The sequence below is a fragment of the Emticicia sp. C21 genome (genome assembly GCF_003418935.1).
GTDB lineage: Bacteria > Bacteroidota > Bacteroidia > Cytophagales > Spirosomataceae > Emticicia.
The window spans coordinates 142,093-165,714 of the sequence record NZ_QVMT01000006.1; the positions used below are offsets into that span (position 1 = coordinate 142,093).

Sequence of the window (23,622 nt, forward strand, 5' to 3'; positions counted from 1 at the left end):
ATCCGATTAATAGAATAAATAACTGCACAATGAAATCAGAAAAAGAAAAAGTAGACCATGCAGCTTCAGGCGAAGCAAATATGAAAGTGAGACCTGTTTTTGAAAGAGAATATGATACAACAGACAAAAAACTACAGGACAAAGTGGCTATTATCACCGGAGGTGATAGTGGTATTGGTCGGGCTATCTGTGTAGCATTTGCCCGTGAAGGGGCAAAAGTAGCCATTGTCTTTATAGATGATGATGACGATGCCAAAGAAACCCAAAAACTGGTAGAAGAGAAAGGAAGTGAGGCCATTTTGATTAATGCAGACATTGGTCTTAAAAAGAATGCAGAAAAGATTGTTCAGAAAGTAATAAATAAATGGGGTAGGCTCGATATTCTGGTCAATAATGCAGCGGTTCAATTCCCTGAAACTGATATTCTGGAAATTGAAGAAGAACATATTGTCAAAACTTTCAGGACAAATATTTTCTCACAACTCTTTTTGGTACAGGCAGCTCTGCCTCATTTAAAAGAAGGCAGTTCAATTATCAACACAACTTCAGTAACGGCCTATCATGGTAATCCTTTTCTTCTGGATTATTCTGCCACCAAAGGAGCTATTGTATCTTTCACCCGGTCTCTATCTGGCATATTAACCGGAAAGAAAATAAGAGTAAATGCAGTTGCTCCAGGTCCTATCTGGACACCACTGATTGTCTCTACTTTCCCGGATGAATCATTAGATACCTTTGGTAAAGATACGCCTATGCAACGGGCAGGCCAACCGGCTGAAGTAGCCCCTGCTTATGTTTTTCTGGCCTCTGATGATGCCAGTTATGTTACAGGGCAGGTAATACATGTGAATGGAGGAACGATAGTTAATGGGTAGTGTAGATAATTCCTACTATTCAATCAATAATTTTTTAATGAGATAAATACAAGAACTATGATGACCGACGAAGTTATTCAATTAGATAAAAAACGTGTTCAACCCCCGGCAAAAAAACCGATGCCCTGGGAAGAGTTTTATGAGTTATATAGAAAATACATTGTAGATGAGCACAATATTCTGAATCAGCGTACTATTTGGCTGGCTATTTCACAATCGTTTTTCTTTGGAGGCTATGCTAGTGTAGCCAATGCGCCTAAAGAAGCCAAAAGTCCCATTTTTGCGGCTCAGCAGGAATTACTTTTATGGCTATTGCCATCAGCTGCTTTAATCGCCTGTTTTTGTGTTTTTCTGGGCATCATTGCCAGAAGTATGAATCTTGAATCAACAAAAAGAAAATTTGAATTATGCTCTGAGGAAGACGAAAATTATCCTTTAATAGATGGTACTACTAGGGTTAAAAGAATGGAAATATTTTCCATATGGGTACTACCAATCATTTTCATGGTAACCTGGCTTGTGATTCTCATCAGACAATTCATACACGCTTAAGTAAAGTAGCTTGTTTGTTTGAATGCTCTGACGAGTATATGAATAGTATTTATTTAAGAGATAAATTTCTAGCGAATGCCCCTTCTCAAGGGGCATTTGACTTTATAAATAAGTTTGAATTGAAATGATTCGAACATTAACTAACATCCGCCAACTCTAAGCTCAGGCAAATGATTTTTTAATGTAACTACTGTTTTGTTCAGTTTATAATCATCCCACCCTAAATCATTCACCAGTTTGATGGCTCCCTCGCGTGTGCCGGATACAAACTTGCTATTGTTCATGTGAAAGCTATTAAGATAATATTTCGAAACGCCAGTATCTAATAATTTATGGGCGAATTGCTCGGCATTACGAATCGGTAAGAGAGGAGACAAAGATATACAGGCATTGATACCCGCCTCACGCACTTGTTTAATAGCCTTTAAACGCATCTCAATGGACGAACAAACGGGCTCAAAAACTTTCCTGACCTCTTCAGTATCTGTAGTAACCGACATATTCACCTGAATCGAAGGAAATTGTTTGAATAATTCGATATCCCTCACCACTAATGGACTTCGGGTCTGTACAACCAGCCTGATATGATGATACTTGATAAATTCCTGTAAAAGACTTCTGGTAAGCTCCAACTCTCGCTCAATAGGCTGATAAGGGTCTGTTGCACTACTCATATAAATCGACTTATTATATAGCGGCCTTTTTCTGAATTTCATCAGCAATTGCAGCGCATTCTCTTTTACCCTTACCCAACGCCCCCAGTTATTTTGCTCTTCATCGGTTCTGGTAAAAAAAGCAGCGTAACAATAACTACAAGCAAAGGTGCATCCGGAGTAAGGATTAAGCGTAAAATCAAAATCCGCCATAGCACCCTTGCTGGCAGTTAAAATGGAAGAAGCCTGATGATAAGATACGCTGGCCTGGCCGAATTTCTCTCGTCGTTCTCTGTCTTCCCTGTTCACGAATAACTCGAATAATTCGAGTTGAGTGGATTTCATAAAAGTGTGTGAAAATAGATTGTGGATTTAATAGCTGCTATTTACAGCATCTCTGGGATTCTGCAACAAAGTTATAGTCAATTTGTGTAATAGTATATCTACAAATTGTGTAGTTTGTAAAAATAAAAAGACTGCCCTTTTAAGACAGCCTTTTTTGCATGGTTAATCATTACTTTTTAAAAAGTAATGGTATTAACTGTATTAGTGGTTGAGGTAGTAGTAGTAGTTTTTAAGGTGCCACCCGAGGTAGAATAGTTTCCTCCGGTATATAATCCCCATCCTGACGAATTGCCAACAAAACCTCCACCCATATAGCTTCCGCCAAAATATATTTTATATTGCGTTCCTTTTACTAAGCCCGGTGCAGAAAAATGGAAAGAATAAACCGCATTTTTAGGCTTGAATGTTACCAGCTCCGTTCCGGCTGCATTCTCTATATGGATTAGTGAAGAACCCGCCAATTGAGCACTTGATTTTAAGTACATACCTACTTGTGTAGAAGTAGCATTCATGGCTTTTGCTCTATTAGAGTTTGAACCTGCTGCAATTAAAGTTCCTCCATTCACCAGAAAGGTACCATTCACATCAATCGCTTCTTCCGGCGAATTAGTTGGGCCACATATAATGGTCGTCCCGCCTTTTATCGTAATGTTTCCATTGCTATCTATCGCATCACTGCCTGCTACTATTACAATGCCGTTATTAATAAACAGATTGCTTCCATCATTAGATTCTGTTCCACCACTCACTGTTCCTTTTGTTACATTAATGCCATCGTTGGTAGATGTCACATTTGTTACACCACCATCAAAAGTAATGATTGGCGCTTCTATGCCCTCTCTTGATTTAGTAATATTTATAGTTCCGTTGGTCACCGTAACAGAAGTTTCTGATTTGATACCATCGTCGGTGGCAGCAATGTTCAGCTCACCATTGGTAATAGTAAAAGCACCATCGCTTTTAAAGCCTTTGGCTTCACTGGTTGTAGAGCTATTGTATGTATAAGTAGCACCTGTTGCCGAAATGGTAGTCGTACCCCCACTAATAGTTGCTGTGCCATCTACACTTATTCCTTTTCCACCGGCCCCTGTATTCGTGATACTAAGATTCCCGCCTTTAATGGCTAAATTTTTATCACAATTAATTCCGGCAGAGGCAGCAATATCAGCATCAGCAGTTACATAATAAGCTGCACCAGAGACATTGATTTTTATGGTACCAGCAGATAGCGTAAAGTCTCCATCCGTTTTAATTCCTTTAGCACCTTTACCGTTTACATTTAGCGTTACAGCATCAGCCGTACCGATTGAGGTATAGCTTGTACTTTTAATAGCATTGCCTTTATCTCCGGTTGTGGTCACTTTTATAGTGCCGCCTTTAATTAAGACATAAGGTGTAATACTCGCATCTGTGCCATCGTAGGCTGCAGTGATACCATCATCTACACTATTTACAGTTATTGAACCACCATTAATAGTTATATATCCTTCTTCGGCCACAATACCATCACCCAAGGCGGTTATATTCACCGTTCCGTTATCCATCGAGAAATAATCATTGGCATGAATACCATCTTTAACTGCCGATTTTACGATCAAATTAGTTTCGCTGATAGCAACATAATCGTCTGAAGCGATAGCATGTTTATAGTTTCCGGTTACGTTCAACGTACCTGTACCCATAAAAATCAATTGCCCTTCGCTAAAAAATGTGCCTTTCTGGTCTTCACCACTGGTAGCATAAGTTGTACCATCAGTCAGGTTATTAGTTGTACCATTTAGTACATTAATTGTACTTTTTTACCTGATTGGATATTGATGGCCGGGCCTGCACTGTTGGTCAGGCTTACCCCTTTCATGGTAATATTAAATTTATATTCGCTGTATATCTTGAAACTGCCTTTTGAAGCTGTTCCTGATAGCAGATATACAATTTCTTTGATAGTATTTTTAGAAGTTATCGTAACATCTGCTCCGCTTACCGCCACACTTACTCCATCATTGGAAAAAGCATTGTTTACAGTCGCAGTTGTACCTGAGTAGACAATCACTACAGTATCTTTAGCAGGATTGGCCGTACCTGTAGAACCCGCTGCCACAGTTAAAGTAACGGTAAAGGTTTGTCCGCCAAAACTGATATTAAAAGTAGCAGTACCAGCTGAGGTAGGAGTACCCGAAATGGTATAAGTTAATTTCCCAGTACCATTAGCTAAAGTGCCTGCAGCTAATGTAGCAGTAAGCCCTTCAACACCTGTTGACGAAGCCGTAGAGGCATCATAAGTACCGCCATTTCCTCCTGTATAGTCTAATATAATAATACCTGTATAGGCAGTTCCGCTCGTGCCGGTAGTTGGAGTAATGGTACCCGTCAAGGTAGACACATTGGCTTTGGATTGAACAACAGGTAAAGCCAGTATACATGATTGTCCACCTAATTCAATTGAAAAACTAGCTGTTCCGGCAATATTAGGAGTGCCTGTAATAACGAAACTGGCAATTCCATTGCCACTAGCCAGCGTACCCGCAGATAAGGTGGCTATTAAACCTGTGACACCTGAGGATGCGACAGCAGTACCGGCAGGATAAGCAATGCCATTTCCACCTGTGTAAGGAACACTCGCAGTTGCGGTATAAGATACACCGCTGGTAGCAGTAGCCGAAAACGTAGCTTCTGAACAATTAAGTGCTGAAATACTGGCTGTTTTTAGTATGTCATCAGTTTTGCAGGAATGAAAAATTAAAACTACCATTAGCAATAAGCTAACTATCACGAATCCTCTTCTATTCATATTGGTGATTAATTTGGGAAATATTTTATCGGTTTTCAAAAACAAAGACGAATAGAAGAACAAAAGAGTGGTATGGCTTATAAAAAGATGTGAAATAAATAAGGGGTTAAACGATTTCAGAGTTTTAACTAATGAAATTATTGAGAATAACAGAAAGCTTTTAAAATAGGAAGAAACAAAAAAGGTCTGAGAATTGATAAATTATCAGACCTTTAATTGAAAATTGGGGATTTTAAAAATGTCTACTACTTATAAGGCAGCAGAGTATTATGCTAAGCAAAGAAATATCATTTACAATTTAAAGAAACATTCATTTTGATATATTTGGCTGGATTAGCGCTTGAAACACCTATAGTTAACTTATCTCCTGCAGCTACTGCTATCGAGCCTGTTCCTAAACCAACTACTTTATCTCCTATATTTGCACCTGAATTCACAATTACTGTTAGTGCAGTGGGATTACCGTTTTTGTATAAAGTTGCCGTAGATGATGAAACAGGGGCTGCTGTAACGGTCTCAGTTTCCAGGTATATGGCCGTACAATTAGCAGCTGCTGGCATAATAGTAACTACATTAGTAGGTGAATACGGAATTGGAACTTGCCTTGTTCCCGGAGTGTCAGGGTTAACAGTACTAGTAAAGAATGCAGAACCCAGCCCCATGGAAGGCTCACCAGTAAGTCTGACCCAGTTTGGTGTGTTAGGTGTACCCGCATTATAATAAAACCCACTTGCACCATCTGTTTGATACACCAATAATCCGGTAGCAGGGGCAGCAATTCCAGGGCTTCTTTGTGCTGCTGTCATTCGGGGTACTAAAACCCCTTTAGAATCCATGCTTACTGATGGATTTTGAGCTTTGGCAGCTTCAATATTCAACAAAAATAGACAAAAGACTGCAAATACAGCCATATAGTTTTTGGTTGTCGAAGACTTTTGTTCAATAAATATTCGATTAATATGGTAGATAGTTTTCATTTTGTTAATAATTTACATGGGAAATATGGCAAAGAATAACATAAAAAATAGTCATCGTTTTATTACTTTTCCAATAGTCTTCATTAGAAAAGTATGTACTATCACACTCTTCTTAATTTCTTGATGGGAAAATTCCTTGCAAACAAATAATAAAGTTCATGCCAAGATATGGTTGCATATTATTAAATGGTTGACTCCCACCCGTAACACCAATGGCTGAGTTAGCCATCGGCACCGCACCTGAATTAGCGACATAAACATTAGGCATTGTTCCGCCATTTGAGCGTGATTGAGAGGCTAACAGATTCCCATTGGCAGTATTAATGGTAGGCCCATTAGCAGAAGCATTTAACGAATGTATATGAGCTGGTAACTGGCTTATCGTTAAAGTATTTGTTTCACTACCGGCCACTTCTCCTAAATCTATAGGAGATAACCCTGGTCCTTGCCCTTGCCCTACAGGTACTCTGCTCCTAAAGTCCGGTAACGCAAAAGTAGTTTGTCCGTTACCCCCGTAGGTAGTACCTAAGATTGAAAAAAGAGCAGTGTTTTGTGCAATAGATAAAAGCTGACCCTGACAAAATGCCCAACTTTTAGGAGCAAAATTTCCTGCAAACATTCTGATTTCTCCAATAGTTCCTTCCATACAATGATGTCGTTTAATGATTGAGATAAATTTCTGAACTTTACCAAAAATCAAAATCCTTATATCAGGATTATGTAATAGCATAATCGACCTTAATTTCTTGAAGGATAAATGCCCTCCATACAAATAATAAAGTTTATACCAAGATATGGTTGTATGTTATTGACTGGCTGGCTCCCACCTGCAACACCAATTGCAGAGCCACCCATTGGTACCGCACCTGAATTGGGGGCATAAACATTGGGCATTGTTCCGCCATTTGAGCGCGACTGAGAAGCTAATAGATTTCCGTTAGCGGTATTGATTGTTGGGCCATTGGCGGAGGCATTTAACGTATGTATATGAGCTGGCATTTGGCTTATCAATAAAGTATTGGTTTCACTACCCCCCACTTCACCCAAATTCCTACTTGTCAGTCCTGGCCCTTGTCCGGTACCTATAGGTACTCTGCCTCTAAGATCTGGTAAACCAAAAGTAGTTTGGCCATTGCCTCCATAAGTAGTGCCTAAGAGTGAAAAAAGTGCTGTGTTTTGAGCAATAGATAATAATTGACCCTGACAAAATGCCCAACCCCGGGGAGCAAAATTGCCTGCAAACATTCTGATTTCTGCAATGTAACCTTCCATGGCTTTATAATTCTTTAATAGTTGAGATAGATATTAAACTGGATTTTTGAAAAATTTTCATTTTCTTTTTTTGTCTTAGGCAACTCATCTCTCAATTTTTCATGTGTGTTGCTCACATGAAAACCATCCACAAAAGCCTTTCCCGAAGCCCCAAAATAGAGTTTTGTCAAAACCTCTTTCCCATTTTTATCTTTAATTTTAAAGAAAATCCGGCTCATTCTATAATGCCCTTCTTCAAAATGATTTTCAGGAAAATCGGTCTCGAAAGTATAATTCCCTTCTGCATCAGTTATGAGTTTTCCTTCATATTCAAATGTTTTTGGCTCACTTGCTGAATTATTATGCCAGATTTCAACAATCGCGTTTTTAACGGGCTTTAAATCTTCATAGCAAATTTTGCCATATATATTTACTACTTTATCAGCCTTCTTTTTCAAACTCAATACTTTGTTTCCGTTAAGTTGATTATTAGCCTTAGCGTAGGTAACCAATGGAAGGAAACTAACTCCTATGCCTAGATAGACAGCGTTTTTGCAAAAACTTCTACGACTGTTTGACATTTTTCTAATATTTAGAGTTTTAATAAAGTACTCAATTATAACTTTTATTTCGTGACAATTCAACTGGTTTTATGGTATTGTCCAATTACTCAGCAAGCCACATTCTTAATAAATTACTATGTGTTTGCAGCAATAAATTTGCCTCAACTGAATTTGCGTCTTTCTGATAAAGCGAGCCATGAATCTGATTCAGATTGAATAATATTTGTCGTTTATCAATAGAAGCTATTTCACTTTGTATCCATGTTACAGCAGCACGGCGTTCTCCTTTCGTGATTGGGTTTACACAATGTAGGTACATACAGGGATAAACTACCGCATCGCCCTTATTAGGCTTGTAAGAGGTAATTCCCTGCGAACCATGAATCATTAACTCACCTCCCTCATAGGTGTCTGGCTTAGACAGAAAAATAGTCATTGCTAAATCCGTTCTGATAACAGGGCCCCCTATATGTGGATTACGCATTTGTGGACTATCCACATGCCATCCGTATGTCATGCCTTCAAGGTATTTACTAAAGATAACCGGATAAATATGTTTGGGCAATATGGCTATCTGGAAAAGTGGACTTGTTTCTAATGCCTGAACAATAATGGATTGTAATTGTGGAAGAATTTCGTAATCGTTGGTATCAATCTGTAAATTATTTTTAACCGACTTTGCTGCCAGAGAGGCAGTTTTCGAACCATCAACAAATTGACTTTTCTCAAAAAGAAAATCAATCTTTAAAAGCTCTTCAGGCTTTAATAGTTGAGGTATATGTATCAGACTCATGGTTACAATTTTATTGTCTTAGCCAGCTAATCATTTCCGGATAAGCAATTGTCTTACTCTGGGCTAAATCTATTCTCTCATTAGTCATTCCATACCATTGTAATATGGGTACTCCTATATAATGACCATTACTAAAGTTATATATAATGTTTTCTGACTCGCCTTTATACCCATAGGCATGAAAAACTACACTTGGCTCAATTCCAATCTCAAGGCAGGCGGCGTAAGTCCAGGCAATAACAGCCATTTCGGTTGCTGCTTTATGTACCTCATTCTCCAAACTTCCTGAGTTATTCTCCCTCTCTTCCGGAGTCATCAAGGCAATATGGCCCGCTTCGTGTAAAGTATCACCTATATAAGTCAGCTTCTCTTTTTCAATTTGCAGAACCCCGTTTTCAATGCGTAATCCGGGCAAAAACATTTCCTGATTTATTTCACAAATTTCAAATGGAATCCCGATTTTCTGAATGAAATCAATGATTTTTGAAAAGATAACTTCTTCTGACTGACTCACAAGTTTCAGACTATTTTTTGGGTATATAAATGAATAGTAAATATAATCATATAAAAAGTCTTCTATTTGGTTTTATAGAGTTAAAATTTAAATTATTTACTAAGTGGTAAGTTTCGAGAAATGATCAAATAAAAACGAAGAAAATCAATTAAAAACTCACTCTACTGCAATCCTCTCAGCATTTTATAAAAAGCTTCGGCATAGGTATCACTAATAGGGATAATCTGGTCTGCAATCTGAATCCTGTTTTTTTCGATGTGGTCAATTTTGTCGATAGCGACCAGAAAAGAGCGGTGCACGCGGGCAAAATCCTGCGAGGGAAGCAATTCTTCCAGCTTGGCGAAGTTCAGAAGTGTCATAATCTTCTCTTCTCTGGTATGAATCCGCAGGTAGTCTTTCATTCCCTCCGCAAAAAGAATATCACGGACTACTACTTTTTGTATGCGATGGCCTACTTTCAGGAAGATATATTCCTGTTCACTTTTCGCTTCTACTTTAACTTCTTTCGTTTCAGATTGCAGTTTGAGGGTTTGTTCCTGATACAGGCGCAGTACGCTTTTGTAAAATCGTTCAAACGAAAAGGGTTTTAACAAATAATCCTTTACTTCCATTTCAAAAGCCCTTAAGGCATATTGGTCATAGGCCGTAGTCAGTATAATCATCGGTTTAGGGTTCAGCATCGGAATAAAACTAAGCCCGTCCAGATCCGGCATGTTGATATCCAGAAACAGAAGATCAGGTTGGTCTTTCTCCAGAGAACCAGCCGCTTCCAGAGGACTTGCGAAACTACCTTTCAGCTTTAAAAAAGAAACTTTTGCAATGTATTCTTCCAGTATTTCTTGCGCCAGCGGCTCATCGTCAATGATATAGCAGGTAAGCTTATCTTTCATGAGGTTTTAATTGAAGACCATGAATTTTGAGAACAACGGTAAAAGTTTCACCCGTGTTGTGAATTTCCAAAGTGTGCTGATCCGGGTATAGCAAAGTTAGTCTTTTCCGGACGTTCGGCAAGCCAATACCACCAGGTTCATCAAGCGTATGATGGGTTGGATGTTTATTAACGGGGTTCTGGACGCTGAAAGTAAGTATTTCTTCCGCTACCTCGACTCTGATTTTCAAATCGCCGGGATTAAGCCTCGCGGGGCTATGCTTGTAGGCATTTTCAAGCAGGTGAATGAACAATAGAGGAGCGATATGGCAGATTCCTGTTTCTCCCCCTATCTTCAAATCCACCACCGGACTCTGTTTATACCGGAGTTGCTGCAAACTTATATAATCCTGCAAATAGGTCATTTCCTTAGTCAGCGGAACGGTAGAAGCGTTTGAATCATAAATCATGTATCGCATAAGCGAAGCCAGATGCAAAACTGCCTCCGGCGCTGTCGGAGCCTGCTTATATACCAACGTGTGGATATTATGGAGAGTATTAAACAGAAAGTGCGGGTTAATCTGCGATTTGAGGTAATACAACTCAGCCTCCGCAGCCTGCTTCTCCAACTGCTCTTTTATAATAGTATTAAGCACCAGATTCTCTGTGACCCTCGCCAGCCAGCTGAGAAAGAGAAAAATAGGCACAATAGATAGTAGTGCCATAAAATAATTATTAAAGAAAGCAGACCAGCTATGAAGCTTCAGGTAATGAAAATACGAAAAAAGAAAAGGCCCCATCAAAGCAATCGCTGTCAGTCTGGCCCTATATGCCCGCTTCTTTCTTTTACCTGAATAGTGCGTCAGGAGGAAGAAATGGCTGTAAAAAACAAACAAACATGTCAGAATAAATCCCAGAGTTGTAGTAAACCATTTGGGATCATTCTCGCCTCCTAATTGTAAGGCTACCAGCAGGCTGAACAGCGTCCAGAGAACGATATGTACTACCCTGAATATATTTTTAACTCGATTCATAGAACAAAGATAGCTTTTCCTACCATTTGCTAACCACCTTATCGACCGGGGTTTTATCCCAATCTATGAAAGGTTCAATCAGGTCTGCCAGTGCTTTGGCAGAAGCGAATCAGACATTGGTCGATTACTTCACAGCATTAGCATATCGCTTTTCGCTTTTTAATCTGGTGATAATTGATTTGTACTGAAAACAGAGAAAGAAAGTATTATAAAAGTGCTTTAATCAAAAAAGCTTGACCGATAAAACCAGATCAGAATTATGAAAAACTATCCCCTTAGCCTATCTATCCGCAATGTCTCTAAAACTTATGCGAATGGCACCCAGGCATTGGATAATGTATCACTCGACATCCCTTCAGGCCTGTTTGGGCTATTAGGCCCTAATGGTGCCGGTAAATCAACGCTTATGCGCACGCTTGCCACTTTGCAGGAGCCGGATGAGGGGCAAATATTTTTAGGAAATATAGATGTAGTGAACCAGAAAGAAGAGGTGCGTGAGACACTGGGCTATCTTCCTCAGGAATTCGGCGTTTATCCCAAAGTAAGCGCGGAGGAACTGCTAGACCATTTCGCAGTGCTGAAAGGTATTATCAATCGGGCAGAGCGAAGAGAAGTTACTGAGACTTTACTCAAACAAACGAATCTCTGGGATAAGCGCAAGCAAAAGCTGGGTGGCTTCTCAGGTGGTATGAAACAACGCTTTGGGGTGGCAGTAGCTCTTCTTAATAACCCAAAGCTATTAATCGTAGACGAACCAACGGCCGGATTGGATCCGGCAGAGCGCGTGCGTTTTCTGAACCTTTTAGGTGAATTGGGGGAAAACAGTGTGGTAATCCTATCCACCCACATCGTGGAAGATGTATCAGAACTATGCACACATATGGCCATTATCAATAAGGGGCAGATTCTATTGGAGGCCCAACCAATGGAAGCAGTTGCTGCACTCAAAGGTAGAATCTGGCATAAACTGACGGATAAAAGTACATTACCTGCCCTGGAGCAGGCGCATCAGGTGATTTCTGCCAAAATGTTAGCAGGCCGCACAATGGTGCATGTATATAATCAGGAAAGTCCCGGCAACGGTTTTGAACCAGTAGAGCCCGATCTGGAAGACCTGTACTTCAGTACCATGGCGGGCCATTATGTTCAACCGCAGACATTGAAGGAGGAGAAAAAATGAAGTTCTTAAAGATTTTTGAGCTTGAATTCACCTATCAATTACGTAGTGTCACTACCTGGCTCTACTTCTTAGCTGTATTGAGTTTTGCTTTTCTGGTTGTGACAGAGAATTATAGCTATGATGCACATGAGGGCTATTTCTTACTCAATGCGCCTATTGTCATTGCTACTGTGGCGGTCTTATGCATCGTCCATTGGCTCGTAATAGGCGCGTCTGTGGCGGGCAATGCCGCTGCCCGCGATGTACAGACAGGGATGCATTCTCTTACCTATACTGCCCCCGCCAGTAAAGCCGAGTATCTGGGAGGGCGATTCTTCGCTGCCCTTGTCCTTAATGTTCTTACGATGCTCGCCATACCGTTGGGTATTTTGTTTGCCTTATATTTCTCTGGCATAGAGGCTGAAATTCTAGGTCCGTTCCGGTTGGCATCCTATCTGACAGCCTTTTTCTATATCATATTACCCAATGTTTTTATCGCAACGGCAGTTCAGTTCTCGCTGGCAGCGCTCAGCTGCCGCACTATGGGAAGTTATCTGGGAGGGTTGATTCTCTTCATGGCCGCCTACCTGTTCTGGGTACTTATGCAGAATACAGGAGAATTGCGTGATCTCGTAGACCCTATGAGTTTCACCTCCATTATGAACCACCAGAATGATTGGAGTCCGCTGGAGAGGAATACACGACTGTTCTTGTTAGAGGGTTTATTTCTGGCAAATCGTCTCCTGTGGCTAGGGATTTCAATTGGTTTGCTGACATTTACGTATTTCCGATTCCAGTTCGTTTTACCAGAAACAAGCCGGAAGCAAAAACCTGTTAAAAATCTAAAATCAACTATAGCACCCCATGAAAAATTAAAATGGGGAACCGCGAAAGCGTTGTCACAGGTGAGGGGAACTTATGGATTTGGCACGAGCCTATGCCAGTTACGCCTCCTTACCTGGAAAGCCTTTCTGCAAATTTCCAAAAGCGGAACGGGTCTCCCTCTTTTGGCAGTTTTGGCCCTGATGATGGGAATAGCCGCCCCTGGGAACGGAAACCTAAAGGCAAAAGGCGTGCCTTTGCTGCCCAGAACTGACCAGGTTCTGCATTATCTGACAGCTCCCCTGACAGAACCGAAGTTCTTCTGGATTATCATCTCCCTGCTGACTATTTACTACGCTGGAGAACTGGTGTGGCGGGATCGGGAAGTTAGAATAAGCGAGATTACCAACGCTGCGCCAGTATCAGGATGGGTTCTTATCCTGAGCCCGTTTCTGGCACTGAGCATGGTACTTTTGGTATGGCTGATATTGGTGATGATTACCGGAATCTCAGTGCAAGCAGGCATAGGCGGTACCAGTATTGAAATCGGTCTGTATCTGCCAGTTCTTTTCGGGCTACAGTTGGTCGATTGTCTGCTTTTTGCGCTGATAGCTCTCTTGGTGCATGTGTTAATCAATCAGAAATTCATAGGCCATATGGTAGCAATGCTAACCTATGGGTTCATTGTCTATGCGGGTAAGCTGGGCATTCAGCACAAGCTCCTTATTTTTAGCGCAAGTCCGGAATGGTCTTATACAGATATGGTTGGTTTCGGTACTTCCCTTGCACCTTGGCTCTGGTTCAAATCGTATTGGGTCGCATGGGCACTTTTATTAGCTGTATTAACAAGGCTGTTCTGGGTACGGAGCCGGGAGGTAAGTTTAGTTTCACGCTTTTATCTTGCCCGCCGTCGTTTTACATCTTCTACAGCTTTGGTTGCTGCGGTTTCAGTTGGGAGTATCATCTTACTGGGAGGTTTCATTTTCTATAATACCAATATTCTTAACGAATACAATACTCCCGCTGAAACAATGGAGCAACGGGCTGCGTACGAGCAACGCTATGGGTTATATAAGAATCGACCACAACCCCGGTTGACAAAAATTAATCTTAATGTTGAGATTTATCCTGAGCAGCGGCAAGCAGAAATACGTGGTACTTTTCATTTGCTAAACAATACCAGGGTAGCCATTGACTCTATCCATCTATCTACTGCGGCGGAAGTTCAGACTACTGATGTTGCTTTTGACTGGCCGGCAAAGCAGGTACTAGCTGATGAAAAATTGGGTTACCGGATTTATGCGCTTGCCGAACCACTCCAACCCGGAGACTCATTGCAACTCAGTTTTGAGGTAAATTATAAAGCTAAAGGCTTTACGAATATTGGAGCAGACGCCTCTGTGATGACTAACGGAACCAACTTCAAAAATTATGACTGGTTGCCTACTATTGGATATCAATCATACAAGGAACTGAATGAAGTAGGTCAGAGAAAAGCGTATAATCTCCCTGCACGACCTGAAATACCCTCACTTTATGCTATTAATGCACGTAAAGATGCACCTTTCAAAGAGCAAATCCTTTTCGAAGCGGTCGTTGGCACCGATAGTAGTCAGACCGCAATAGCACCGGGTACGTTACGTAGCACCTGGGTCAAAGGCCACCGCCGATACTTCCACTACGTTACTGATGCTCCTATCAGGAATGAATATAATTTCTTTTCAGCCAATTATGCTGTATATGAAAGAAAGTGGAACGATGTAGTTATACAAATTTACTATGACCCGGGTCAAACGGAGAATCTGGAACGCATGACGCGAAGTATACAAGCCTCGCTGGCCTATTATACCCAACAATTTGGCCCTTATCCTCATCGGCTGATTCGGTTTGTTTCCTATCCCAGCTATAGTTTTGGTAATCATTCTACACCTGCTACTATTACGGCAGGAGAGAGTTTCTTCCTGTTGAACCCGAAAGATGACCCAAGAGGGTTTGATCTGGTAACAGCAACGGTAGCACATGAAATGGGGCACCAATGGTGGGGAGGACAATTAACACCTGCCCTGGTTGAGGGAGCAGGGATGCTTTCAGAAAGTCTGGCTTGGTATTCTGCCATGGGGGTTCTGGAAGATAAATACGGTTCTGAACACCTCCAGCAACTCCTGAGCTTCCTGAGGGAAGAGAATGAAAATCCGCGTACCCGAGCGGCTTTGCCACTATTACAGGCTAGCGACTGGTATCAGTATTACCGTAAAGGGCCTTTCGCGCTGTATGCGCTAAGCCAATATATAGGTAGAGGCCGGGTAAACGAGGCGCTCAGGAAATTACTAGAGAAGCATCACCCGGGAGCTCTTCCAATGCCCACATCACTTGATTTCTACCGGGAGCTACAAGTAGCAACGCCGGATTCGTTACAGTATATGCTACACGACCTGTTCAAGGCAAACACCTTTTGGGAGTTGAAGACAGAAATAGCTACTGCTAAACCTATTGCAGAGGGTAAATGGCAGGTGATAATTAACCTGCAGGCGAAAAAACTGGTAGTGGATAGTATCGGGGTAGAGACTAAACTTCCAATGAAAGATTGGATAGAAATAGGAATCTACGCACCTGCTGAGCAGGGAAAGGAGTTAGGAAAACAACTCTATCTGCAAAAGCACTTGATTAAATCAGATAAGCAGACCATTACAGTGACTGTAAAAGGCAGACCCGGCAAAGTTAGTTTTGACCCAAATCATTTGTTAATTGATTGGAATGTAGAAGATAATTATGCAAAAGTAGATTGAGAGGCTGTTTAAATATTGTCATTCCGGCTTCAAAGGAATGACAATATTTAAACATGCGATAAGAATTCCAAAACATAAATCAGGATTCAGCTATTTATTTTTTAGCTACAATCTCCATCAAAAGTACAACGTCATCAGAAACAGCCTGATCTGCTAAATTATCATAAAACTTCCCGGATCTATAACGAATACCCCAATCTGTTCTATCAAAGGTTAGTTTGGCATTAGCCTTGGCAATTCCATCCTTAACATCTATTCTGGCCGGGAAAGTAACTTCATTTGTAACACCTTTAATAGTGAGGTTCCCTGTAATTTTTATATTGTCACGAATCACAGAATCGACCTTTGTAATAGCAAAAGTAGAAGTAGGGAATTTTTCGACATCAAAATAATCAGCGGATTTCAGGTGTTTAATGGGTGTATTTTTATTTTCCTTGTCTCCATATTCCATTGTATTCATGTCTACTTCAAATTTACCACCCACCAATTGACCTTTGTCAATCATCAAGTCACCTTTTGATAGATGAACGTATCCTATATGTTCTTCCTTAAAATCAAATAACATTGAACCCTGCCAAGTTACCACACTTTCCGTCGTATCCACCACATATTTTTCTCCGAGAGATGTAGAGCTTGCTGATGAATTATTTTTATCTTCTTCTTTTCCAGACCCATTGCAACCCAGGAAAAAAAGAGTACTCATTAAAATTAAGTAAGTGATTAATAGCTTGTTGTTCATAGTATGGAAATAATATTTATTTAACCCATTGGGGGAATAGGTTTGAACACTTTTATTTTATCGTTCCTACAGGACTTTGTGGTATTTTTTTGATATTTTCTACCGATATAGCATCCCTGCGGGATATTTAAATGATGATTTTAGTCCCGTAGGGACGATATATAGGTAGAGAAATATTAATTATTCCTTCCCCATATCCCGTAGGGATAATATATTCAATTTCACCCAACGAGTATTTATTTAATAATTGACAAATGATTTCAACATCCTTTATTGGGTATGACATACATCGCGTTGCCCACAACAGATAAGTTGAAGCCAAAATTTTCTGTTGGAGGAAGTGCTAGTCGTTGCCATGTTTTGCCCATGTCAGCTGACCGGAATATACCATCTGCGCGACCACATACTAAATATTTACCCATTTGCTTGATAGATAAAATATCCGATGAAGATTTAAGTAAGCCTACTTTTCTCATGAATACACTACTCCACGAAGGCTGAAGGTCTTCGCCTATAGCATTCCAGGTTTTCCCACTATCCATTGAAATATGTATGGTGTTTGTCCGGGTTTTTGTGTTGTTTATTATAGCAGCAAAGCCTCCATTAATACTTTCCACAGCGATGCCATAACCCCCTTCACCAATCACAGGTTCCCAGTTTTGACCATCATCCGTCGATCTTAGTACTCCATCTTTGTAGGTAGCCAGAAGTACACCGTTTAGCTCTGCCAATTTCATGAAGCCGCCTCCAACTTGCACTCGTTTCCAGGTTTTCCCATTATCAGCTGATCTGAAAAGGTTGTTGCCAGCACCGATGAAAACTGTGCCTCCGGCAGTTTCAAAAACGGTGTTTACTTGTCTCGCTTTATAATTCGTGTACATCCAATCTACTTTGTTGTCTATACGCACGGCTTGCTCCTGAAAACTTGCGTATATAGGAGACCAATCACTCGTTCCATTAATTTTCTTTAAAAATTGCCCTCTGAAATCAAAGGCAAATATCCCATTCTTGCTGGGGCTAATGTTACGTTGCTTACCGGGGAAACTCTCTTTTGTCCAGAAAGTAGTTGTAGAATTTGGCTCACTATGATAAACTCCATTGCCAGCACGTAAATAGAGCCCATTGTCATTGGCAATTAAACCATTGCTCCATACACCTTCTCTCTGCAATTTTTCAGGCAATCCTTTGCTAATGTCCTGCCAGGTTTGTCCGCCATCAGTAGATTTAAAAATGATGTTGGCAATCTCCGATGATTTGCCCTCTTTTATTATTTTCTTTTTTGCTTCCTTTTCTTTCAGTACAAAAGAATTCAGTAGAAATAATCCCAGGAGAATAGCCGGAATAAATACAAATAGTTTTTTCATATTCTTATAATTTAAAGTAAAACCTTATTAATTCGTAATTATTGAAAGTAGCAGGTGGGATAATTGCTTGGATTACGGTTTATAATCATTAGCTTTTTTCCATACATCCTTATTATGTACAAGAACCTCAACAATGGCCCCCTCTTTATTTTTGGTAAACTTTAACGGGTAATTTCCCCTTTCATTCAAAAATTCCAGTTCAGACTGTTGATCAAAAGTAATTTCTCCTCCATTCCATGTTTCACTTAAAGTCAGATGGTTATTTTTGGTGAATATCTTTATGTACACGTCTTTCCCCGGTTCAAACTGAAAGGTATAGTATCCTTCATAAGCTTTAAAATCATCTTTCCTTTGTAAGTCCAGATCCTGAAAATCAAAGCTAAAGTCAATATTTGGCGAAATGCCTTTCATTTTTATTGATTGCGCTCTGCCTTTTTCATCCAATGAAAACATGGCCAGTGCATCGGCATTCATAGCCTGATATTCCCATTTGATAGCAAAAGTATTGGCGTTATAAAAAGCCATCGGACCATTTAATTTTGGAGAGCGGTACGATTTGAACCATAAATTTTTATCTTTTTCAAACACTTCAATTTTTCCAAACCAGGGGTCTTCATATATTCCGATAAAGTCATAGTTGTTGACTTTTACATTTTTTGCTGATTCAACTTTTTCCCAGACTTTTTTTGTTACTACATCACCCATATTGTTCTGATACTGCATCCATCCTGCTACTTTATCAGTCCAGCCAAAATCGTCCAGACCTAAATAACTGTCGCCAATAGTACCAGAAACCGCCGACAAAAATGCGCCACCCTCATCTGAATTGGTTAATATGACAATCCCCAGATTCAAATCAGGATACATAGTTACTTCTGATATCATTCCTGGTAATCCTCCCGTGTGCGATACTTTTAAATTTCCTTTTACATCGGTCAAGAACCAACCTAAACCATAGCCATTAAAATGAGAATTGTATCTTGGGAACCGATTGGTTTCTAAAACAGTATGCAAGCGCCACATTTCATCGTGGTTTTTCGAAGAAAATAATGATGTTTTTAAATCAGCTCCATACTTACCTCTGTTTAGTTGAGCCAGCATCCATTTTGACATATCCGCCACATTCGAAAATATTCCACCAGCAGGGCTACCAAGTCCCACATCCTGAGCGTCAATTGTTTTGATGGCTCCGGACACTGCTGAATGCGGTGTCGCCCGATTGCTTTTGTCTTTCATCAAACTGCCAACAAATGTATTTTTCATTTGTAAAGGCTCAATAATTCGTTTCTGGACAAATGGGTCATAACTCATACCGCTGACTCTGGCAATTACTTCTCCTGCCACGATATACAGTAAATTGTCATAATCATATTTGGTTCGAAAAGCAGAAACAGGTTTAAAGTATTGAAAGCTAGTCAGAACATCCTTCATGGTAAAATTAGCACCATCAGGAAAAAACATCAGATCTCCAGCCCCTAATCCGAGTCCGCTGCGATGCGTTAGAAGGTCCTGTATATTAAAATTCTCTGTTACATAATCATTATACATTTTGAATTCAGGCAGGTGGTCTTTTACTTTATCGGTCCACTTAAGTTTGCCTTCATCGGCTAAAATAGAAAGTGCAGCCGTTGTAAATGCTTTGGTATTTGATCCAATCTGAAAATTGGTATATTCATTCACTTTTTCTTTTGTTGTAACAGAAGCAAGCCCATATCCTTTCTGGTGAATTACTTTGCCATCTTTAACAATGGCTACAGATGCGCCAGCTACCTTCAGCTTTACCAGCGCATTTTCTATTAATGAATCAATTTTTTGAGGTGTTAATTGGGCAATAGTTTTAGTGGATACAAAAAGTATAAGGAGCACTGATGTTAAAAGAGTTGCTGTCTGTTTCATGAGTTTATTCTGAAAGTTTGATTATTGTTCGTGATAGGCTGCCAGCGATTTGGAGCTTATGAAATTGTCAGCGACGCACATTATTTCTAACCTTGTTATTTCTTTGCTACAATTTTCATAAGTAGTTTAACCTCATCCGAAATAGCTCCCTCACCATACTGATTAAAGCGTTTTTCTGATGCATAATCGATACCCCAGTCTGTTCGATCAATTTTCAGCGTGCCATTTATCTCAACAGTTCCGTCCATTCCGTCCTTAAAATAGATTTTGGCTGGAAAAGTAACTGACTTCGTTATACCTTCAATGGTCAGTTTGCCTGTAACTTTTAAATTTCCTTCATTTCTTAAATTTCCATCATTCCATTTTTCAACCTTGGTAATTGTGAATGTAGAAACAGGGAATTTTTTGACATCAAAAAATGGAGATAATTGATTGAGTGAACGTTGATCAACAAAATTTTCAATGGTTCTCATGTCGACTTCAAGTGCACCGCCCATCAGATGACGATTGTCGATCAACAATTCTCCTTTTAATATATCGACGTCCCCCGTATGCGAACCATCACCAAGAAATTGAGTGCCCTCCCATCCACCAAGTAGGGCAGAACCTTTCCATATTACAGCACTTTGCTTCGTATCTATGCTATATTTTTTCTGACCATCTTTATTATAAAAGTCTGTGATGGTCTTTCCATTATAACGATACACTCCGGTCGCATCTCCAAACCAGATACTTCCATCCTTAGCTTCCAGAAGCCCGAAGAAAGCCTTTCCTGACATAATTTCGGTTACATCGGGATTATCACTATACAACGACTTTGCATCATAACGGGAAAGTGCCTGGACCGCCTGATTAGCAGGGTTTACCGGGCCAGTTGTCCAGATATTCCCTTCTTTATCCTGGATTATAGCATAAGCACCTCTCTCCGATACCTTAGTAAAGGTACTACCATCATAGCGGTAGAGGCCACCGGGTCTACGGCCTCCTCTAAAGCCATTGTAACCGCTGAGCCATATAGTTCCTCTTCTATCTTCCATTATAGCCGTAACGTGGAGAAAGGGTTCGCCTAAATGGATTAAAGTGGTGAATTTTTTTCCGTCATAAACAAAAGCATCACCCGTTGTGCCAACCCATAATTTCCCTGTTTTATCTGCAATGATTGTATTGATCTCATTATTCCAGAGTCCTTCTTTATAAAAAAGCGGGGCGTTTGGAGATGTAAAACTTTGAAAAGATTTTCCACCTACCAGGTTGGGATCGTAACGGCTTATTCCAGCTCCGGTGCCGAACCAGATAATGCCGGCTTTATCTTCATAAACAGACTTAACCTGATTATCGGCAAGACCCTCCTTTGTAGTGAAATGCCTAAGGGATTTCCTGTCGTAATGATAAATACCTGAGTCAATAGTAGCGAACCAAAGGTTTCCTCTGCGATCCTCCAGAACATCCCAGAATCTGTGCTGACCTATTTTATTGGTAAGATTAGTAAAAGATTCTCTCCCCGCCCCAGAAGGGTCGTATCGAAAAACATCACCAAATGATTCGTTGTTCGGGCCAGCAATAAGAATGGTGCCATTGCTGCCTTTTTTTATATTACGTGCCATGATGTTAGGCCCTATATCTTTAATTTCATACTTGATATCCTTTGAAAGGTCAGTTTTGATTTGTTCTTTACAGGAAGTGCAGAAAACAAACATTAACAAAGCATAGAGGTAAAAGTGTTTTGACATTTTCTTTTTGTATCAGGAATTTAAACAAATATAAATACCTCTACCTCGAGCATTGTGAATAGCTTGTAAAAAGATGTTAATAAAATGTAAATTTGTTTGGGAGAATCTGGAAAGGTGTATTTAGATTTGAAATCCCAAGAAAATAGTGCTTTTCTGTACTTTAGCTGTAAGAATTCAGTTCACAATTAATTATTTTTTTCGTTAATTTGGATGTAGTTGACAGGTGTGATTTTAATAATTAAAAATCAATAATACTATGATGGAGTCGTGTAGACTTCCGTTTTTGTTTGATATACAAAAACTCAGGGCAGATTTGAGTATTTGCCAAGCTAGCGAATGGAGTTTGCATTTTAACAAAAATGATTTTACAGGAACCTGGACAAGTTTTGCTCTACGATCTATTTCGGGAAAAGAATTAGATATTCTGGCAACGCCAAAAGCTTCTTGCCAGAATACACCAACCCTTGAAAAATGCCCTTATTTCAAATCGATAATTGATTCATTCGAGTGCCCCAAAGAGACAGTTCGTTTGCTTTCTTTATCACCCGGGAGCTATATCAAAGAACATAAGGATGCTGATGGTGGATATGAAGATAATTTTTTCAGGATTCATATTCCTATTCAGACCAACGAAAAAGTGATATTCAGGCTTAAGGGCCAGACTTTGCCCATGAAACCCGGAGAATGTTGGTATGCCAATTTTAATCTTCCACATTATGTGTCGAATGAGGGCGAAAATGATAGAATTCATTTGGTGCTAGACTGTCTTCGGAACGATTGGTCGGATAAGCTTTTTGCTGAGATAGGTTATGATTTTGAAGAGGAAAAAAAGCCCAAATACGATATACAAACAAAGTTGATGATGATAGAGCAATTATCATTAATGGGAACAGATACTGCTAAAAACCTGATTCTACAATTAAAAGCCGAAATCGAAAGTGCCAATGGAGGATTACCCGCTTAAAGATTGGATACCATATAAATTAGATTTACGTGGTTCTGAATCAATTCTGTGCGAATGGCGCTACATTGCTGATAAAACATTTACCGAGCCTTTTTTTCAGGAAAGTACATCCAAATGTACTGTTTATCAGGAAAACAGGAAAATGTTTAAACCAAACACGCAACTCAAAGGCTTAGTTGATTTTGCGAACAAAGTACCTGCCATTGAACCAACGGCATTTATTTTTCATGTGTCAAGATGCGGTTCTACACTTTTAGCACAATTACTTTCGCTTGACCCTCAGCATATAGTTATTTCCGAAGCGCCGATTCTTGATGAAGTGATGCGGGAAATTTTCTTTAGTAAATTTGAGATTGAGGAAGAAGAAATGAACGTGTTAATCAGGAGTGTAATAAAATTACTAGGAAAAAAACGAACTGGACATGAAAAACATCTATTTGTCAAACTAGACAGCTGGCATATTTTCTATTATGAGAAACTTCGTATTTTATATCCCGACACACCTTTTATTTTCTCCTACCGTAGACCCGATGAGGTAATTCGTTCACAACTCAAAAGCCCGGGAATGCACGCAGCACCCGGAGTGATTCAGCCAGCTTTGTTTGGCTATGATTTAAATGATGTTTTGTTTCTGGAACGTGAAGTATACATTTCAAGAGTACTCGAAAAGTATTTCGAAAATTATCTAAGAATCGTTGGAAATGATGAAAAGTCCATTTTTGTAAATTATGCCGACGGCATCTTACCCATATTTGATAGAATAGTGTCTTTTCTGAACCTTGATATTGAAGAAACTATCAAAACAAAAATGATAGAACGAACACACTTTCATAGCAAATCACCTAATACAGTTTTTGAGGAAAAACCGTTAGAAGATGAGATACCTGCTTACCAGCAAAAAGTATTTAAGATGTATAAACTTTTGGAAAATAAGTCTAAGAACTAGCTG

Annotated in this window: 22 protein-coding genes; 7 read left to right on the plus strand and 15 right to left on the minus strand. The window is 39.8% G+C overall.

Going from position 1 to position 23,622, the window contains the following annotated elements:
• Positions 1-29: 29 nt before the first annotated feature.
• On the plus strand, positions 30-875 hold the full coding sequence (locus D0T08_RS15245) for a glucose 1-dehydrogenase (RefSeq protein ID WP_116983780.1): 846 nt from the start codon (positions 30-32) through the stop codon (positions 873-875).
• A 57-nt stretch (positions 876-932) separates the two neighbouring features.
• Positions 933-1,427: a hypothetical protein gene (locus tag D0T08_RS15250; protein WP_147322784.1), complete on the plus strand. Its 495-nt coding sequence runs from the start codon at positions 933-935 to the stop codon at positions 1,425-1,427.
• Between the two features lie 140 nt (positions 1,428-1,567).
• Here the strand turns inward: D0T08_RS15250 and D0T08_RS15255 are convergent, their stop codons facing one another.
• The 11 genes from D0T08_RS15255 to D0T08_RS15305 all read right to left on the minus strand — a co-directional run bounded on the left by D0T08_RS15255 (position 1,568) and on the right by D0T08_RS15305 (position 11,213).
• Positions 1,568-2,425: a radical SAM protein gene (locus D0T08_RS15255; RefSeq protein ID WP_116983530.1), complete on the minus strand. Its 858-nt coding sequence runs from the start codon at positions 2,423-2,425 to the stop codon at positions 1,568-1,570.
• A 176-nt stretch (positions 2,426-2,601) separates the two neighbouring features.
• Complete coding sequence (locus D0T08_RS15260; RefSeq protein WP_116983531.1) at positions 2,602-4,215, minus strand: carbohydrate-binding domain-containing protein; 1,614 nt, start codon at positions 4,213-4,215, stop codon at positions 2,602-2,604.
• The gene (locus D0T08_RS15265; protein WP_147322785.1) at positions 4,203-5,213 is read right to left on the minus strand and encodes a hypothetical protein; all 1,011 of its coding nucleotides are present in this window, start codon (positions 5,211-5,213) and stop codon (positions 4,203-4,205) included. The genes D0T08_RS15260 and D0T08_RS15265 overlap by 13 nt, the downstream gene beginning before the upstream one ends.
• A gap of 287 nt (positions 5,214-5,500) precedes the next feature.
• Positions 5,501-6,190, minus strand: a complete 690-nt coding sequence (locus D0T08_RS15270; RefSeq protein WP_116983533.1) for a hypothetical protein — start codon at positions 6,188-6,190, stop codon at positions 5,501-5,503.
• A gap of 112 nt (positions 6,191-6,302) precedes the next feature.
• Positions 6,303-6,836: a phage tail protein gene (locus tag D0T08_RS15275; RefSeq protein ID WP_116983534.1), complete on the minus strand. Its 534-nt coding sequence runs from the start codon at positions 6,834-6,836 to the stop codon at positions 6,303-6,305.
• 92 nt (positions 6,837-6,928) lie between these two features.
• A complete protein-coding gene (locus D0T08_RS15280) occupies positions 6,929-7,462 on the minus strand; it encodes a phage tail protein (RefSeq protein WP_116983535.1) in 534 nt (177 codons plus the stop codon).
• A 14-nt stretch (positions 7,463-7,476) separates the two neighbouring features.
• The gene (locus D0T08_RS15285) at positions 7,477-8,022 is read right to left on the minus strand and encodes a hypothetical protein (protein WP_116983536.1); all 546 of its coding nucleotides are present in this window, start codon (positions 8,020-8,022) and stop codon (positions 7,477-7,479) included.
• 85 nt (positions 8,023-8,107) lie between these two features.
• Entirely contained in the window at positions 8,108-8,797 is a 690-nt protein-coding gene (locus tag D0T08_RS15290) for a Fe2+-dependent dioxygenase (RefSeq protein WP_116983537.1), read from the minus strand.
• A gap of 10 nt (positions 8,798-8,807) precedes the next feature.
• Positions 8,808-9,311: a hypothetical protein gene (locus D0T08_RS15295; protein ID WP_116983538.1), complete on the minus strand. Its 504-nt coding sequence runs from the start codon at positions 9,309-9,311 to the stop codon at positions 8,808-8,810.
• A gap of 161 nt (positions 9,312-9,472) precedes the next feature.
• Positions 9,473-10,201: a LytTR family DNA-binding domain-containing protein gene (locus D0T08_RS15300; protein ID WP_116983539.1), complete on the minus strand. Its 729-nt coding sequence runs from the start codon at positions 10,199-10,201 to the stop codon at positions 9,473-9,475.
• Positions 10,191-11,213, minus strand: a complete 1,023-nt coding sequence (locus D0T08_RS15305; RefSeq protein WP_116983540.1) for a sensor histidine kinase — start codon at positions 11,211-11,213, stop codon at positions 10,191-10,193. The genes D0T08_RS15300 and D0T08_RS15305 overlap by 11 nt, the downstream gene beginning before the upstream one ends.
• A 65-nt stretch (positions 11,214-11,278) precedes the next feature.
• On the opposite strand from D0T08_RS15305, the gene D0T08_RS28075 reads away from it, so the two are divergent.
• The 3 genes from D0T08_RS28075 (at position 11,279) to D0T08_RS15315 (ending at position 15,980) form a co-directional block, all read left to right on the plus strand.
• Positions 11,279-11,401: a hypothetical protein gene (locus D0T08_RS28075; RefSeq protein ID WP_255413519.1), complete on the plus strand. Its 123-nt coding sequence runs from the start codon at positions 11,279-11,281 to the stop codon at positions 11,399-11,401.
• A gap of 71 nt (positions 11,402-11,472) precedes the next feature.
• Positions 11,473-12,393 (plus strand): ABC transporter ATP-binding protein, encoded by a 921-nt coding sequence (locus D0T08_RS15310; RefSeq protein ID WP_116983541.1) that lies wholly within the window; start codon positions 11,473-11,475, stop codon positions 12,391-12,393.
• A complete protein-coding gene (locus D0T08_RS15315) occupies positions 12,390-15,980 on the plus strand; it encodes a M1 family aminopeptidase (protein ID WP_116983542.1) in 3,591 nt (1,196 codons plus the stop codon). The genes D0T08_RS15310 and D0T08_RS15315 overlap by 4 nt, the downstream gene beginning before the upstream one ends.
• Positions 15,981-16,074: 94 nt before the next feature.
• Here the strand turns inward: D0T08_RS15315 and D0T08_RS15320 are convergent, their stop codons facing one another.
• The 4 genes from D0T08_RS15320 to D0T08_RS15335 form a co-directional block, all read right to left on the minus strand.
• The gene (locus D0T08_RS15320; RefSeq protein WP_116983543.1) at positions 16,075-16,719 is read right to left on the minus strand and encodes a YceI family protein; all 645 of its coding nucleotides are present in this window, start codon (positions 16,717-16,719) and stop codon (positions 16,075-16,077) included.
• A gap of 260 nt (positions 16,720-16,979) precedes the next feature.
• Positions 16,980-18,083 carry a sialidase family protein gene (locus D0T08_RS15325; protein ID WP_116983544.1) on the minus strand — a complete coding sequence of 368 codons (1,104 nt, stop codon included), beginning with the start codon at positions 18,081-18,083 and terminating at the stop codon, positions 16,980-16,982.
• Between the two features lie 72 nt (positions 18,084-18,155).
• Positions 18,156-19,979: a serine hydrolase gene (locus D0T08_RS15330; RefSeq protein ID WP_116983545.1), complete on the minus strand. Its 1,824-nt coding sequence runs from the start codon at positions 19,977-19,979 to the stop codon at positions 18,156-18,158.
• 95 nt (positions 19,980-20,074) lie between these two features.
• Positions 20,075-21,709 (minus strand): YceI family protein, encoded by a 1,635-nt coding sequence (locus D0T08_RS15335; protein WP_116983546.1) that lies wholly within the window; start codon positions 21,707-21,709, stop codon positions 20,075-20,077.
• A 256-nt stretch (positions 21,710-21,965) separates the two neighbouring features.
• Here D0T08_RS15335 and D0T08_RS15340 point away from each other — a divergent pair, with 256 nt between their 5' ends.
• Positions 21,966-22,673: an aspartyl/asparaginyl beta-hydroxylase domain-containing protein gene (locus D0T08_RS15340; protein WP_116983547.1), complete on the plus strand. Its 708-nt coding sequence runs from the start codon at positions 21,966-21,968 to the stop codon at positions 22,671-22,673.
• Positions 22,654-23,619, plus strand: coding sequence for a hypothetical protein (locus tag D0T08_RS15345; protein WP_116983548.1), 966 nt, complete (start codon positions 22,654-22,656; stop codon positions 23,617-23,619). Before D0T08_RS15340 ends, D0T08_RS15345 begins: the two co-directional genes overlap by 20 nt.
• The last annotated feature ends 3 nt before the right edge of the window (positions 23,620-23,622 follow it).